12 protein-coding genes and 1 tRNA gene are annotated in these 12944 nt (G+C 56.5%); 8 read left to right on the top strand and 5 right to left on the bottom strand.

Annotated features, from left to right (window positions below; genetic code table 11):
* Positions 1–263 precede the first annotated feature (263 nt).
* Positions 264–1487, top strand: a complete 1224-nt coding sequence (locus AC1ROX_RS19960; protein WP_493128328.1) for a tyrosine-type recombinase/integrase — start codon at positions 264–266, stop codon at positions 1485–1487.
* Positions 1488–1498: 11 nt separating this feature from the next.
* On the opposite strand, the gene AC1ROX_RS19955 is transcribed toward AC1ROX_RS19960, so the two are convergent.
* Both AC1ROX_RS19955 and AC1ROX_RS19950 read right to left on the bottom strand, forming a co-directional pair.
* Entirely contained in the window at positions 1499–2242 is a 744-nt protein-coding gene (locus tag AC1ROX_RS19955) for a hypothetical protein (RefSeq protein WP_493128326.1), read from the bottom strand.
* A 25-nt stretch (positions 2243–2267) separates the two neighbouring features.
* The gene (locus AC1ROX_RS19950; RefSeq protein WP_493128325.1) at positions 2268–2798 is read right to left on the bottom strand and encodes a hypothetical protein; all 531 of its coding nucleotides are present in this window, start codon (positions 2796–2798) and stop codon (positions 2268–2270) included.
* A gap of 136 nt (positions 2799–2934) precedes the next feature.
* Here AC1ROX_RS19950 and AC1ROX_RS19945 point away from each other — a divergent pair, with 136 nt between their 5' ends.
* From AC1ROX_RS19945 to AC1ROX_RS19930, 4 genes are all read left to right on the top strand, one after another.
* Positions 2935–4194 carry a site-specific integrase gene (locus tag AC1ROX_RS19945; protein WP_493128323.1) on the top strand — a complete coding sequence of 420 codons (1260 nt, stop codon included), beginning with the start codon at positions 2935–2937 and terminating at the stop codon, positions 4192–4194.
* A 53-nt stretch (positions 4195–4247) separates the two neighbouring features.
* Positions 4248–4332 (top strand) — tRNA-Leu (locus tag AC1ROX_RS19940).
* Positions 4333–4418: 86 nt separating this feature from the next.
* Positions 4419–7406 (top strand): TrlF family AAA-like ATPase, encoded by a 2988-nt coding sequence (locus tag AC1ROX_RS19935; protein WP_493128321.1) that lies wholly within the window; start codon positions 4419–4421, stop codon positions 7404–7406.
* A 32-nt stretch (positions 7407–7438) separates the two neighbouring features.
* Complete coding sequence (locus tag AC1ROX_RS19930) at positions 7439–8383, top strand: S1 family peptidase (protein WP_493128319.1); 945 nt, start codon at positions 7439–7441, stop codon at positions 8381–8383.
* A 96-nt stretch (positions 8384–8479) separates the two neighbouring features.
* On the opposite strand, the gene AC1ROX_RS19925 is transcribed toward AC1ROX_RS19930, so the two are convergent.
* Both AC1ROX_RS19925 and AC1ROX_RS19920 read right to left on the bottom strand, forming a co-directional pair.
* Complete coding sequence (locus tag AC1ROX_RS19925) at positions 8480–9217, bottom strand: reverse transcriptase domain-containing protein (RefSeq protein ID WP_493128317.1); 738 nt, start codon at positions 9215–9217, stop codon at positions 8480–8482.
* Positions 9177–9335, bottom strand: coding sequence for a hypothetical protein (locus tag AC1ROX_RS19920; protein ID WP_493128315.1), 159 nt, complete (start codon positions 9333–9335; stop codon positions 9177–9179). Before AC1ROX_RS19920 ends, AC1ROX_RS19925 begins: the two co-directional genes overlap by 41 nt.
* A gap of 646 nt (positions 9336–9981) precedes the next feature.
* Here AC1ROX_RS19920 and AC1ROX_RS19915 point away from each other — a divergent pair.
* Positions 9982–10629 (top strand): hypothetical protein, encoded by a 648-nt coding sequence (locus AC1ROX_RS19915; RefSeq protein ID WP_493128313.1) that lies wholly within the window; start codon positions 9982–9984, stop codon positions 10627–10629.
* On the opposite strand, the gene AC1ROX_RS19910 is transcribed toward AC1ROX_RS19915, so the two are convergent.
* The gene (locus AC1ROX_RS19910; protein WP_493128311.1) at positions 10626–11252 is read right to left on the bottom strand and encodes a hypothetical protein; all 627 of its coding nucleotides are present in this window, start codon (positions 11250–11252) and stop codon (positions 10626–10628) included. The genes AC1ROX_RS19915 and AC1ROX_RS19910 overlap by 4 nt on opposite strands.
* 443 nt (positions 11253–11695) lie before the next feature.
* Here AC1ROX_RS19910 and AC1ROX_RS19905 point away from each other — a divergent pair, with 443 nt between their 5' ends.
* Positions 11696–12346, top strand: coding sequence for a tyrosine-type recombinase/integrase (locus AC1ROX_RS19905; protein ID WP_493128309.1), 651 nt, complete (start codon positions 11696–11698; stop codon positions 12344–12346).
* Between the two features lie 329 nt (positions 12347–12675).
* Positions 12676–12891 (top strand): hypothetical protein, encoded by a 216-nt coding sequence (locus tag AC1ROX_RS19900; protein ID WP_493128307.1) that lies wholly within the window; start codon positions 12676–12678, stop codon positions 12889–12891.
* The last annotated feature ends 53 nt before the right edge of the window (positions 12892–12944 follow it).

The raw sequence follows: 12944 nt of genomic DNA, 5'->3' as shown, positions 1-12944 counted from the left end.
CGCGGGAGGCCGGACAGCCGTGCAAGAGGGTATACTAGTCGCTCTTGCCGGTGCTAAAACGCCCGCCGGCCAGCCTACCCAGGCCGATCGGCGAGACCGGAGCAACCCGGAAAACGCTGGTTTTCGGTGGATGCCCCCGTGGCGGAATTGGTAGACGCGCCTGACTCAAAAGCTAATAAGTGTGTAATTAGTCAATAAAAACAACGACTTAATATTTACACAGCCGTTACACACTTACACAGTTTCCGGCCCGAAAGGGCATTATGTCAGGTGAAACCATCGAGTTGTTCGGCGGAGAACTCCGCCTCTACAAACGCGAAAACAGCGGCCATTGGCAGGCTTCGTCCTTCCTCAACGGAAGGAACCATCGCAAGAGCACCAAAACAGAGAGCCTCGCGCGAGCGCGCGAGGCGGCAGAGGACTGGTACATTGATTTGCGCGGCAAAAGCCGCGCAGGCCTCCTCAAAACCCGTGAAACGACCTTCGACCAAGCGGCCAACCGCTTCGTCGAAGAATACACCGTCATCACTCAGGGCGAGCGAAGCGAGAAATACACCCAGTCCCACAGCGACAGACTTCGGGTCCACCTCCGGCCCTTCTTCGGCAAGAAGGGCCTCTCCGAAATCACGCCCGGCCTTGTGCAGGATTACAGGATGCACCGGGCGAAGACCTCCAGTACAGGCAAGCCGCCGTCGCGGAGTGCCATGCACCACGAGATCGTGACGCTTAGACAGGTCCTGAAAACCGCGATCCGCCACGGCTGGATCCAGCATCTGCCTGATATGTCCATGCCCTACCGGAAGTCCGGCAAGGTGGAGCATCGCGGTTGGTTCTCTCCCGGTGAATACGAACGCCTGAAAGCCGCCGCGCAAGCTCGCATTGAAACCGGCGTCGGCGGCAGGCCGCTTCGCTGGAAATGGGAATACGAGCAGTTCTACGACTACGTCATCCTCCTCGGAAACACGGGTCTGCGGCCCGACGAGGCCGCACAGCTTCAATTCCGAGACGTTCAGATCGTTGAGGATTGGTCGACACAAGAAACAATTCTCGAGATCGAGGTGCGGGGGAAGCGCGGCACTGGGTACTGCAAGAGCACGGCGGACGCCGTGCTCGCCTTCCAAAGACTTCGCGAGCGAAGCCGAGAGGAGGCGAAGCCCAGTGAAACGGATGTTCTGTTTCCAGGCGGCACGCCGCGCGAGCTGATGAATGCCGTACTCGACGAGCTTCGCTTGAAGTTTGACCGCGAAGGACGCCGGCGTAGTTCCTACAGCCTACGGCACACCTATATCTGCATGCGGCTTATGGATGGAGCTGACATCTATCAGATTGCTAAGAACTGCCGTACCAGCGTTGAGATGATCGAGAAATACTATGCGGCTCATCTGAAGACGACGATCGATGCCTCCGCAATCAATGTACGAAAAGGTGCCCGCTCGGCCGACACTAATTCTAGTTCCCTCGCCGAAAAGCAGGTGATCATCCGATGATCCAGCATTCCTTATGATGCGAATGATACGCTCAGATCTTCAGCAACTCTGTAAACCGCCGCCAATGCGGCGAGCGCAGTTGCTTTACTGCATTCCGTGCCAGAACGCGTTGCCTTCCCAGGATGGATCAGATTTCTGGCATCACGTGCGAGATCGGCCTGCCGTTTGGCATCGTCTGTAATCAGCTTGCATTTCACCGCTTCATCAATGAGCTGCTGGAGCATCCAATGATCCGGTGAAGAAGATCGAGACTTCTGGTCGACTTTTTTCTTCACCGCCCACAGAAGCAACGCTTCAAGGCTGTGCCCAGCGAGTACGGTCGCACCCATCCATTCACCTGCATGGAAGTCCTTCCATGCCGCTTGAATGCGATCCTCCAGACCGTTTCGTGCATCATCGTCGGCGATGAAGGGAAGTTCAGGGTCCGGTGCCGGCATAAAATCGCGACAAGCCAACATCAGTCGACGGATACGCTCAACAGGATCACGGCCGCCAACGTCCCGAACCGGAAATATATCACCGACAACCCAGCCCGACAGAGCTACGGCTAGCACGCCACGGCATTGGCAGAACTCTAAGTAATCGTGCGCATTCAAATCGATCAGGGGAGGCGGCACGTCATCGAGCATTTTGAGGAGTGCATGCACTTTCGCTCGAAATGTATGGTTGATCGTACGTCCATCGAGTTCATTCCGGTTCGCTCCGAACATGCTGTCGATGGCATTGACGATATGGCTGGGAAGTACGGAAGCCATGGGGCTCTTGCTCGCAAAAAAATATCTACCGACCAATTGTGCAGTCGTACTCGTCTGACAGTGGGCCAAATAGCATGCCAAGCCTATCTTCCTCAGCGCGACTTATCTCGTGCTTGAATTCGAATAGGATCACTCCGGCTTGAAGCCGCGCATTGGCTCTCGAATACCCATTAAGCGAAATGAATTCGTCAAATCGCTCTTTGATCGCAGAAAATGTCCCTTGGTCGAAGGGCAAGTTGCGTCTCATTCGATACTGCACAGCCTTGCGAGACCTGGGCAGAGAAGCAGGCTGAAGCCAACCCATGTCGACCGCAACCCTTTGCAGAGACGCCAGCAGAGCTAAAGTGCCTTCCTCTGGCAGTTCGATTTCAAGGACAGCGCCCTGCGCCTCATCGATCATCGCACGTTGGCGCTCCTTCGGCAGATCCAGAGAGAGACGGATCCGTGCGCCGCCAGGTATTGGACGGCAAGCCACATTGGGCGCTTCTCCCAATCTGGACACGTACACATTGCGGACCAAGCTGGTGAGATTGGGATGTTCATAAGGTTCGTCCATCTCTTAATTCCTCTTTCAGCGGACGGCGTTGACGGGGCTACGACCCTCGCTGAGCATGCATACAACTCTATGCCCGGCTCAAGAGTCTAGCGAAGCACCCGAATTAGTTGCACACTCCCCGCCGCTGGGGGGCGGTATGTCGGAAGTTCACGAACTGATGGGAGGGAAACTGCGCGTCTACAAACGCGATAACAGCACCTATTGGCAGTGTTCGACATTCCTGAATGGGCGCAACCACCGGAAGTCGACGAAGGAAGACAGCCTATCCCGTGCGAAGGAAATCGCCGAAGACTGGTATCTCGAAATGCGCGGCAAGAGCCGCGCCGGCTTACTGAAGCGCCCTGAGCATACATTCGAAGATGCGGCGGACCGTTTCGAGGTCGAGTACGAAGTCATCACCGAAGGTGAGCGCAGTCCCGACTACGTCAAACAGCTCAAAGAGAATCTTCGCGTTCATCTGCGCCCTTTCTTCGCTGGAAAGGGTGTTTCAGAGATCACCGCGGGCTTGGTTCAGGACTACCGCATCGACCGCATTCAGAATCCGCGCAGTGGCAAACGGCCCGGCCGCAGTCAGCTTCATCACGAGATCATCACGCTTCGTCACGTGATGAAGGCCGCACAGCGCATGGGATGGATCACCGCCATTCCTGATCTCTCGATGCCTTACCGGAAAGCTAACAAGGTTGAGCACCGCGCTTGGTTCTCACCGCAGGAATACCGCACCCTCTACACTGCCACCCGCGCGCGGACGAAGAATCCGCCTGGTCCTTTCATCAAGAGGTGGCAGTGGGTTTACGAGCAGTTTCATGACTACGTGCTGTTCATGGCCAATACTGGTCTGCGGCCGGACGAGGCGGCGCTTCTCGAATTCCGCGACGTGAAGATCGTCAAGGATCGCGCCTCTGGCGAAACGATCTTGGAGATCGAAGTCCGCGGCAAGCGCGGGACTGGATACTGTAAAAGCACGACGGGCGCGGTCGTGCCGTTCAAGCGGATTCGCGATCGCCGCCGCCCAGGCGGTGATCGCGCCCAGCTGACGGATCGGCTGTTCCCGGACGGCACACCCCGCGAGCTGATGAACACTGTTCTGGCAGAGCTGGATCTAAAGCTCGATCGGGAGGGCAAGCGGCGTACCTGCTACAGCCTGCGGCACACCTATATCTGCATCCGGCTCATGGAGGGGGCAGACATCTACCAAATCGCCAAGAATTGCCGGACATCCGTCGAGATGATCGAAAAATACTACGCGGCCCACCTGAAGACGACGCTGGACGCTTCGGCCATCAACGTCAGGAAATCCAAGGCGTTCAAGGAGGGGCAGGCCACTGAGAATATCGCCAATAGGCTGGCAAAACGGACCCCTACAGCCATCGACCCAGAGGGGCAGGCGGCCTAGGTCGATATTCCTGTTGGAAGGAATGGGTCTATCCGTTAGAACTCCTCCCGCCGGCCGGTGTGGCGGAATTGGCAGACGCGCGCGACTCAAAATCGCGTTCCGAAAGGAGTGTCGGTTCGACCCCGACCACCGGCACCAGTACAAGCGTAGTACACAGTACTTTTCCGTCGCGTGTCGCATGACGATGATCGCGGCGTTGACCAACTCCCAAGACTGATACGACCTTGACTGCAAAAGACGATCAAGACCCTCTCAATTCCGGTTCGCGTTGGCACAGGTGGGATCCGCACATCCACGCACCTGGAACTGTGCTCAACGATCAATTCAAGGGTCCTGACGCATGGGGTGACTATCTGAAGGCTGTGGAGACGGCGGTCCCTACCATCTCAGCATTGGGCGTCACCGACTACTACAGCACCGAGGTCTACGAGCAAGTTCTCAAAGAGAAGCGAGATAATGGACGTCTCAAGGAATGTGAGCTCGTATTTCCGAACGTAGAAATGCGGCTCGGGGTAGGAACCGTCAAGGGAAGGTGGGTCAATATCCATTTGTTGGTTAATCCAGCAGACCCTGATCATCTCAGCGAGCTACATCGATTCCTTCAGAGCATCACCTTTGAAGCCCATAATGAAGTTTACAGGTGCAACAAGGCAGACCTGATTAAGCTAGGCATGCGCGCCGACGCAAAGCTGTCGAAAAAGCCGAATGCCGCACTCAGCTTGGGCGTAGAGCAGTTCAAGGTGTCGTTGGATGAGCTCCGAACAGCATTCAAAAGCAGTGCCTGGGCGCGAGACAATATCCTTGTCGCCGTCGCAGGAAGCGAAACAGATGGGGCAGGGGGTGTTCGAGCCGGTGCAGACGCTACGTTGCGGCAGGAGATTGAGCGCTTCGCACATATCATCTTCGCAAGCAGCATCGCACAGCGAGAGTTTTGGCTCGGAAGGAAGGTCCTCACTGAAGCTGAGGTCATTCAACAATACGGCAGTCTTAAACCCTGCATGCACGGGAGCGATGCGCACGCCGCAGACAAGGTTGGAAAGCCTGATGGTGACAGGTTCTCCTGGATCAAAGGCGTTCCCGCCTTCGATACACTCCTCCAAGCCTGCATTGATCCCGCAGGACGCGCATTTGTTGGGGATGAGCCACCAATTGCGGCCACGCCATCGCGCGTTATCGCCGGTGTGGAGATCGCCGGCGCATCTTGGGTCAGTACCCCAACACTTGCACTGAACCCCGGTCTCATCGCCATCATAGGTGCCAGAGGATCTGGCAAAACTGCATTGGCCGATATGATTGCCCGTGGGTGCAGTGCGGCGGAATCGCCGAATGAAAACTCATTTCTAAAGCGCGCAGGCCATCTGTTGGAGGGCTCATCTGTAGCACTTGAATGGCAAGAAGGCGGCAATGTCGTCCGTATGCTGGATGATTCCGATGGGTGGGCGGCCGAGGAACTGCCAAGGGCACGGTATCTATCGCAAAAATTCGTGGAAGAGCTCTGCTCCTCGACCGGTATGACGGATGAGTTGCTCGCTGAAATCGAGCGTGTTGTATTTGAAGCGCATCCGTTTGATGAGCGTGACGGATCAGCAGATTTTGCGGAGCTTAGGGACCTGCGGACCATGCGTTTCGAAGAAGCGCGTGAACATGAAGAGCAAGCTCTGGTCGATCTTTCAGAGCGCATCGGAACAGACATTGAGAAAAGCCGACAAGTCGAAAGCTTGAAGAGGCAGGTTGATGCCAAGGTCAAATCCATCGACGCCTATGAGAAAGATCGCGCTAAGCTCGCGCCAAAAAACAGCGAAGCGAGCATGAAATATCTCAATGACCTGACGAGTGCCGCTGAGACTGTCCGTGGATATCTGAGGTTTTTTGCATTACGCGAACAAGATCTGTTGTCCCTGCAAGGCGAAGTTTTTCGGCTTCGAAAGTTCGGGGCTGTCGAAGAGCTTCGCAAGCTGAGTGATCGCCATAAGGCCAGTGCGCTGAAGCCAGACGACTGGAAAGATTTTATTCTCGACTATAAAGGCGATGTTGACACCACGATCACAAGCGGCCTGAAGGACGCGCGTGATCGAGCAAATGCTTGGAAGGGTGCAACGCCAGCGGCGAAGGGTGACGCAAGCGAACGCTTCATTGCGGAAGGCAGTGTGCTTAACCAGCAACCGCTGAGCTTGCTCCTGGCTGAGACTGAGAGAGCCCAAAAGGCTCTAAACGTCGACCAGGAGACCGCGACGAAGTTTGCAGGGATTTCGAAGCGCATCAGTGAAGAATCCACGATTCATCTTCGTCTCAAGGAGCGCTACGACGACTGCCACGGCGCCTTGGACAGAATGAAAGCCGCACAGACGGAACGCCAGGAGGGATATCGGCGTGTTTTCGACGCGATTGTTTCGAAAGAGACTGTTCTTAAGGAACTCTACAATCCCCTGATGAAGCGCCTCGAGCACGCGGACGGTACTCTCCAGAAACTATCCTTCTCTGTTACTCGTTCGGTCGACGTGAAGAGCTGGGCGGATCAAGGAGAGGCTCTTCTAGATCTGAGACGACAGGGCGCCTTCAGGGGTAAGGGCGCATTGGAATCAGCCGCAGAAGAGATGCTCCGTTCGGCTTGGGAAACGGGCGATTCTAAAACCGTAGCGACAGCGATGACAGATTTTCGCACCAAGCATCAAAAGGAGTTGCTGGAGCATTCTGTGGTACCGCGATCGGAGGAAGCTTCATATCGTGAGTGGGCTAAGAGCTTTGCTAAATGGCTCTTCAGCACTGAGCATATCCAACTGCAATACAGCATCGATTATGACAGGACTGATATTCGCAAGTTATCACCTGGAACACGCGGGATTGTTCTTCTGCTTCTTTACCTTGGCCTTGACGACGCGGACGACCGGCCACTGATCATTGACCAGCCCGAAGAAAATCTCGATCCCAAGTCGATCTATGACGAGCTGGTTGGTCTTTTTCTGAAGGCTAAACGCAAGCGCCAGGTCATCATGGTCACCCACAATGCCAATCTGGTCGTCAACACGGACGCAGATCAGATCATCGTCGCGACTGCGGGTCTCCATGCGGCGGGACAGCTGCCCACAATCACCTACGTCTCGGGCGGACTGGAAACGGCACCTATCCGCGAGGCTGTATGTCAGATCTTGGAAGGCGGAGAGGCGGCATTTAAGGAGCGCGCTCGCCGTCTTCGTGTCGCCTTAGATCGATGATCAATCCGGAGTCAGCGCGCTCAGGATGGTGGATGACAGAGAAAGGACGAGAGGATTGGCGTAATCAAGGCCTGCTTGCGCTCGTGGGCATTGCGCCCATTTACAAACTGTCCTGGGATCTGGAGCCCGAATTCGTTGGCACTGGATTCTGGATAAATCATACAGGTCTTCTGGTTACTGCGGCGCATGTTATCGAAGCAAACTTCGATAAGAGTGAAAACGATGTTGGTTACATCGCGGCATTCCAGACGACGCCAGATCTAGGGCTGTTCAAACGCTTAATAATTCGGTCGCATCGACATTCGGCATTTGATCTAGCGCTCTGTGAGACCGAGCGTTTCGTCGATGAAGATGGGAGGCCAGTTCCAACGCAACCCCTCGGTATGACGACCGAGATACCGCCGGTCGGCTCCCCAATCTTCACACATGCCTTCTCCTCGCGGCATACAGAGTTCGGAGGTGAGAAATTTGAGGGCATTCCTGCCGGGACATACCAGGGCGGCTACTCCAATCCGAAGACAGGAAAGGAGCAGGAACTAGAATTCGTCGCTCGCTTGGGTTTCGGGCAGGTCATGGAGATTTTTAGAGAAGCAAGGGACAAGGTCATGATGCCGTTTCCCTGCTTTCGCTCAGATATACCTGTGTACGGCGGCAACAGCGGGGGGCCAGTTTTTGACTACAAGGGACGCATTTGTGGTGTGAACTGCAGTCAATTTCAGGGGACTGATATTGCCTTTCATGTTCCGCTTGAGGGCATTCTTGGGCTTCGTGCGAAGGATATTCAGCTTATCCCAGAGGATCCCACGCCCAGGAGCCGCACCGTCTTTGAGATGGGCATGGCTCGGCGGATCCCATTCGTGCCAAGCCTTGCCCGAGTCTATCTGCCATTCTGGGCGCGGTTAATCTATGGACCGATTACGTTCGTCAAATATTGGGTATCTTGGATAATCTGGCGTCTGAAAGGGCAAGATCAGTAGTGGGATAGTGGAGCCGCACGCGCGCTGGGAGAGCTAGGGACGACCAGGGGAGCGAAACGGTTCATGCGGCGGTCCATCGACTGCCTGCAACTCCTTCTATGCACCGTTCGCCGATGCGACTAGCTCGCGATAATCTTCAAAGGACTGCATAGATGCCGACGACTTCGTAGGGTCAGCATAAAATTTCTGCACGCGCGCATCCGTTACGCTGGTCTGGCCGCGCATGAGATCGCAATTGAATGCAACGATTGCATCCGTCGGCGGCGTGAGCTTGGCCGCGTTCGGAACGAACTCACCCGCTATGCATGCAAGGCGAATGTCGTCGTAGGTCTCTGTCAGGAGGGCCTTGCTGTCATAGGAGCCGACAATGTCGTCCAGGTAAACGGAGACAGTCACGCCACGCGCGATCGCTCGCTCGATAGCGGCGGTGACGGGCGAATAAAGGAGAACGAGACTTGCCAGCAGAGGCGACTGAACGAACCCAATAGGCAAAACGTATTGTGGGAGGAGTCCAGCAACTGGGTTTCTGACGCAGGACCACTTCGCGTGTGTCTGTGCACCAGGCATACGCCAGCGGCGCAGAGCGCGCGTAACGCGTTCTCGCGCGATAGAATAGTAAAAGCTCTTGATATCGATTTTGAAGAAGAAGCGCTTATCCAGATGGGCATGTAGCGCCGCGACGTGTCCACCTGATCTATAGTGATAGAAATAGTCCGGGAACTGTATCCCGCGGAAGTGTCCGATGATGCGCCGCCCTTTGCGTTCGCCCCGCTCGTTAGGGACGAAGACGTGCTTACCGCGCAATACGAATTTGTGTTTGTAGTTCTCGATCATTGTAGTTGGCGGCCTTGTTCACGATGTCAATCACCAGCTCTATGACCCGCAGGACGGGTATAAGAACCAATGCAACTTCGCGAACAAGGCGCGCCGCGTGCGCGATCTTCTTGCGCATGTGACGCCTCCATAGTTCACCTCCTAGCTACCCGCGACCCATGTTCATGGAGCCGACAACCGAGACAAGTAAGCTATGCTACGTAGCGAAGTGCGTAGCGTAGAACCGCCAAAACGCCGTAGCGCCATATAGCGCCACACCGTGATCGCCAGGTCATTGCCAGGAGATCAGCGCGAAATGGTCATGCTCCATAAATCTTCAAGAGGGCCGCAACCTTTTCTTGTGAGTTCGGTCGCCGTTCACGCATTATTAGAACTATTCTAGGCTTGGAAGTCTGGAAGGGGGAAATGGCGAAGTGGGAGCGTAGCTCTACTTCGGGCACGTCCGCGAAGCCGGACCGGGCTCTACTCGGCCGCCTGGGCGAGCGGCCTCCCGAAGCCGCCCCTCGGCTGAAGCTTAGGGAGGGGCGTCTTCGCCCTTCGGGTGACGATCCCTCGCGCGAAAACAAGCGGACAGCCAGTCTGGCTGGCGTTTGAAAAAATATGAGGGGCCTGCGGCCCCTTGGCGTCAAGGCCAAGCCCTGCCGGGCGGACCGTGTCGGGCCGTGTTGTCCCCCGGCCAGGAGGCCGGGGGCCCGCCCGCACCACCCCTCGCGCTCCGGTCTTGACGCCCAACCCCGCTCATCGCCGCTTGGCTAGTAGGTTGCATGCGCAACCCTTCTTCAAACATAGACCAACTGTCCTTTGATACCCTGCTGACCGATGCAGGGGCCGCTAATCTCCAGCGCAAGCGCGGGAAGCGGTACGCTCATCTTCCTGTGACAATGGAAGAGGCTCTGCCGTATTTCAGGACTCTGCTTACAGAGCATCACGCGTTCATGCGCGAAGGCAACAGCGAACGCGTCTCGGAATGCCGCAAGCGCGCCCACGATCTTGCATTCAAGCTCAATGGCTATGAACGCGGTTTCATTGCTGGCGACAATGCGCCCGGCTCAGTCCTCACCCGGCTGACACGGGCACAGGACGGCACAGTGCCGCTATGGGGACAGACGGGATCATTCGAGATCGAGCACAAATCCATGCGCGTGCGTATTGAGCTGGACGGTGTCTTTGGCATCTGTGCGACGAGCATGGCATGGGTTGGTTTCTCGGCGCATGCCATCGACAGGGACAAGCCTTTTCTCAGTGATACCGGCTACCGCAGTTTCCTCGGCGGCGGCGGGCGATTGCTTGTGGGTTATACGCCCGATACCTTCGCCGCCGAAATGATTGCCGTATACGTAGAGCGGACCCTGCGCGGCAGACTCGAGATCATTGAGCCTCTGCGCGCTCTCGGCGGAATGAACTTAGACTAGAGCGCTCTTCGGGCGCGGAAACTCCGGCCGAATTGCTCAAGAAATCCGGAGATCTTGTCGTACACAGCCTCCGCTTGGTTCGGATTGAGGTCTTTGATGATGCTGACCTCATCGGCTCCATACTCCATGAAGACTTGGCCGCTGAATGTATCGGCGTACTGCACAGCCGCCATTACGGCGGTACCCTGCAAACCGAAACCACCGCCAGAGAGGCCGCTTCCAGAGCGCCAGCCAACCGCTGTGACGTGATCGAGCAGATAGCTATTGCCGTCAAACGTGATCGCATCCTTGTCGAAGGTGATGACCCGCACCTTGTCTGCGTTCACCCACTGGTAGGAACGGCGAATGCCGATCACGGATAGGACGGCGACAGTGGCCCCAATGAGGCCGTAGATGAAATCCCGATCCGGATAATGTTTGCTTGGCGAGAACAAACCGACCAGCCCCGATATCCCTCCACAAAAGGTGAGGATGCACAGCACCAAGACCAGCATGATGTGCGGCACAACGCGGTCCTTGTGCTGGGTTTTCGCTCGGTAGACGAGCTTCTGTCCGTTATCGAGCAGTTCGAAATCAGACTTCGGCGGCACGACATTCGTCGTGCGCGGTTGGACGACAGGCATAGCGATTTCTTCCCAAAGAGAATGATCAACGCGCGGCGAAAAAGCGGAGCGTCGCAAGAAGTGCCGACTACGCCATGCCCTTAATCAGAATGCTGAGCACGACCGTGACCCAAAAAAGCACAAATCCGCCCCCTAGAACGAAGAGGATTGCGAGGCCGCATTTATCTGAGAACGACAGATGATCCATGACCTTTCTCCGATCCGACGTGACGATGACGCTTGGCTGAATGACCCAGAAAGTGCGATGTCCTCTGCAACAGAATTGCCTATTCTGTTGCGCCTTTCGTCATTGCAACCGTTAGTACATTGCGACATGTGCTCAACTGGGCTAAGTTCGCCGAAGCTACGGCGTCCAAATGCAAGCATTTCGGGCGCTCAGGGCACCTCAACAGAATAGGCAAGACTGTCGCGTCCTCGTCGGAGCGCCGACGAAAGGAACGACAATGCGTCACCAAAACCGGGAGGCGGGAAGCCTCTATACGCGCACGGGTTTGCGAAAGTATCTGACGCCGCAGGAGCGCGAGCGCCTTATCGGCATCGCGTGGGCATGTACCCGCGCAGAGCTGAAAGCCTTTTGTCTTACGCTCGCCCTCACAGGCTGTCGTATATCCGAGGCATTAGAACTCTGCGGGCATTCGATAGAGCCAGAGGCAGGCTTTATTGCAGTCCGAAGCCTCAAGCGGCGAAAGCGCGAGATCGTCATGCGCGAGATCCCGATCCCCGCCGCCTTAATGGAACTGCTATTAGAAGCGCGACGCTCTTCGATGGATGCCCGCTTGTGGACCTGGTCCCGCAGTCAGGCATGGCGGCTGATCAAGCGCTTGATGACAGATGCGGACGTGGTGCCTGGACCGCATGCGACACCGCGCGGCCTGCGGCACGGCTTTGGCATCCATGCTGTCCGCAGTGGAGTGCCGCTTAATCTCGTTCAGCGCTGGCTGGGACATGCCAGCATGCTGACGACTGCTATCTATCTTCAGGCGATGGGCGAGGAGGAGCGGGAGCTCGCCGCCCGCATGTGGGCCGTGCCGCTTGTGAGTGCCGGTTTGCCGCAAACTGAATGCGCTGACCGCCGTGCGCCATATCACTGTTAATCGGATGGAATGCGAAGAGGTTTTCTATCCCGTTTCACTGAAGCCAGGTCATCGTGTCTGCTGTGCCTACCGCCGCGGCATTGCCAAGTCGTGGCGAACAAGGGCGGCGTTTTACGAGGCTCAAGGGTCTCCTTCAGCCGCATTCCATCCCGCTCTGTGGCCTTTGGGTATGGGGTCTACCCCGGATCGCTCGCTATGGGTCAACAGGCCGCCCGCTCCATTCGCTTCGCTCCCGTGTTGCCTGTATGACCCGCTCACTGTCTCCGTGGTTTCACGTCCCCATAAGGCCAAGCGCGGTGCTGAGCCGATCTGAAATAAGGAGACTGACTATGAGCAACACAAACACCACCAAGAAACGTCCTACCCACGCTGTCTGGCAAGTGCTGGGCGAAGGCGACAAAGCACGCTGGATGCGCATCGGCGCTGGCTGGGCCAATCGGGACGGGAAAGGTCTCACGCTTAAATTCGATGCCTATCCCATCTCCGGCCGCACAGTTGTCCGTGAGTTCAGCGAGCAGGAGCCGGACTCAAAACAGCGTGACTGACGCTCGAGGCGGGGGGGGGTGTCAGGGAACGGCCCGAAATTTTCTTAAGTGGT

It is taken from the genome of Reyranella sp. GW821-FHT14A01 (assembly GCF_058803965.1).
Note: the sequence above shows the minus strand (reverse complement) of the source record. Positions and strands in the feature narration are given on the sequence as shown.

Excerpts from the sequence above, each read along its gene's own strand:
- AC1ROX_RS19960 (WP_493128328.1), top strand. The coding sequence starts at position 264 with ATGTCAGGTGAAACCATCGAGTTGTTCGGCGGAGAACTCCGCCTCTAC.
- AC1ROX_RS19955 (WP_493128326.1), bottom strand. The coding sequence starts at position 2,242 with ATGGCTTCCGTACTTCCCAGCCATATCGTCAATGCCATCGACAGCATG.
- AC1ROX_RS19950 (WP_493128325.1), bottom strand. The coding sequence starts at position 2,798 with ATGGACGAACCTTATGAACATCCCAATCTCACCAGCTTGGTCCGCAAT.
- AC1ROX_RS19945 (WP_493128323.1), top strand. The coding sequence starts at position 2,935 with ATGTCGGAAGTTCACGAACTGATGGGAGGGAAACTGCGCGTCTACAAA.
- AC1ROX_RS19930 (WP_493128319.1), top strand. The coding sequence starts at position 7,439 with ATGACAGAGAAAGGACGAGAGGATTGGCGTAATCAAGGCCTGCTTGCG.
- AC1ROX_RS19925 (WP_493128317.1), bottom strand. The coding sequence starts at position 9,217 with ATGATCGAGAACTACAAACACAAATTCGTATTGCGCGGTAAGCACGTC.
- AC1ROX_RS19920 (WP_493128315.1), bottom strand. The coding sequence starts at position 9,335 with ATGCGCAAGAAGATCGCGCACGCGGCGCGCCTTGTTCGCGAAGTTGCA.
- AC1ROX_RS19915 (WP_493128313.1), top strand. The coding sequence starts at position 9,982 with ATGCGCAACCCTTCTTCAAACATAGACCAACTGTCCTTTGATACCCTG.
- AC1ROX_RS19910 (WP_493128311.1), bottom strand. The coding sequence starts at position 11,252 with ATGCCTGTCGTCCAACCGCGCACGACGAATGTCGTGCCGCCGAAGTCT.
- AC1ROX_RS19905 (WP_493128309.1), top strand. The coding sequence starts at position 11,696 with ATGCGTCACCAAAACCGGGAGGCGGGAAGCCTCTATACGCGCACGGGT.
- AC1ROX_RS19900 (WP_493128307.1), top strand. The coding sequence starts at position 12,676 with ATGAGCAACACAAACACCACCAAGAAACGTCCTACCCACGCTGTCTGG.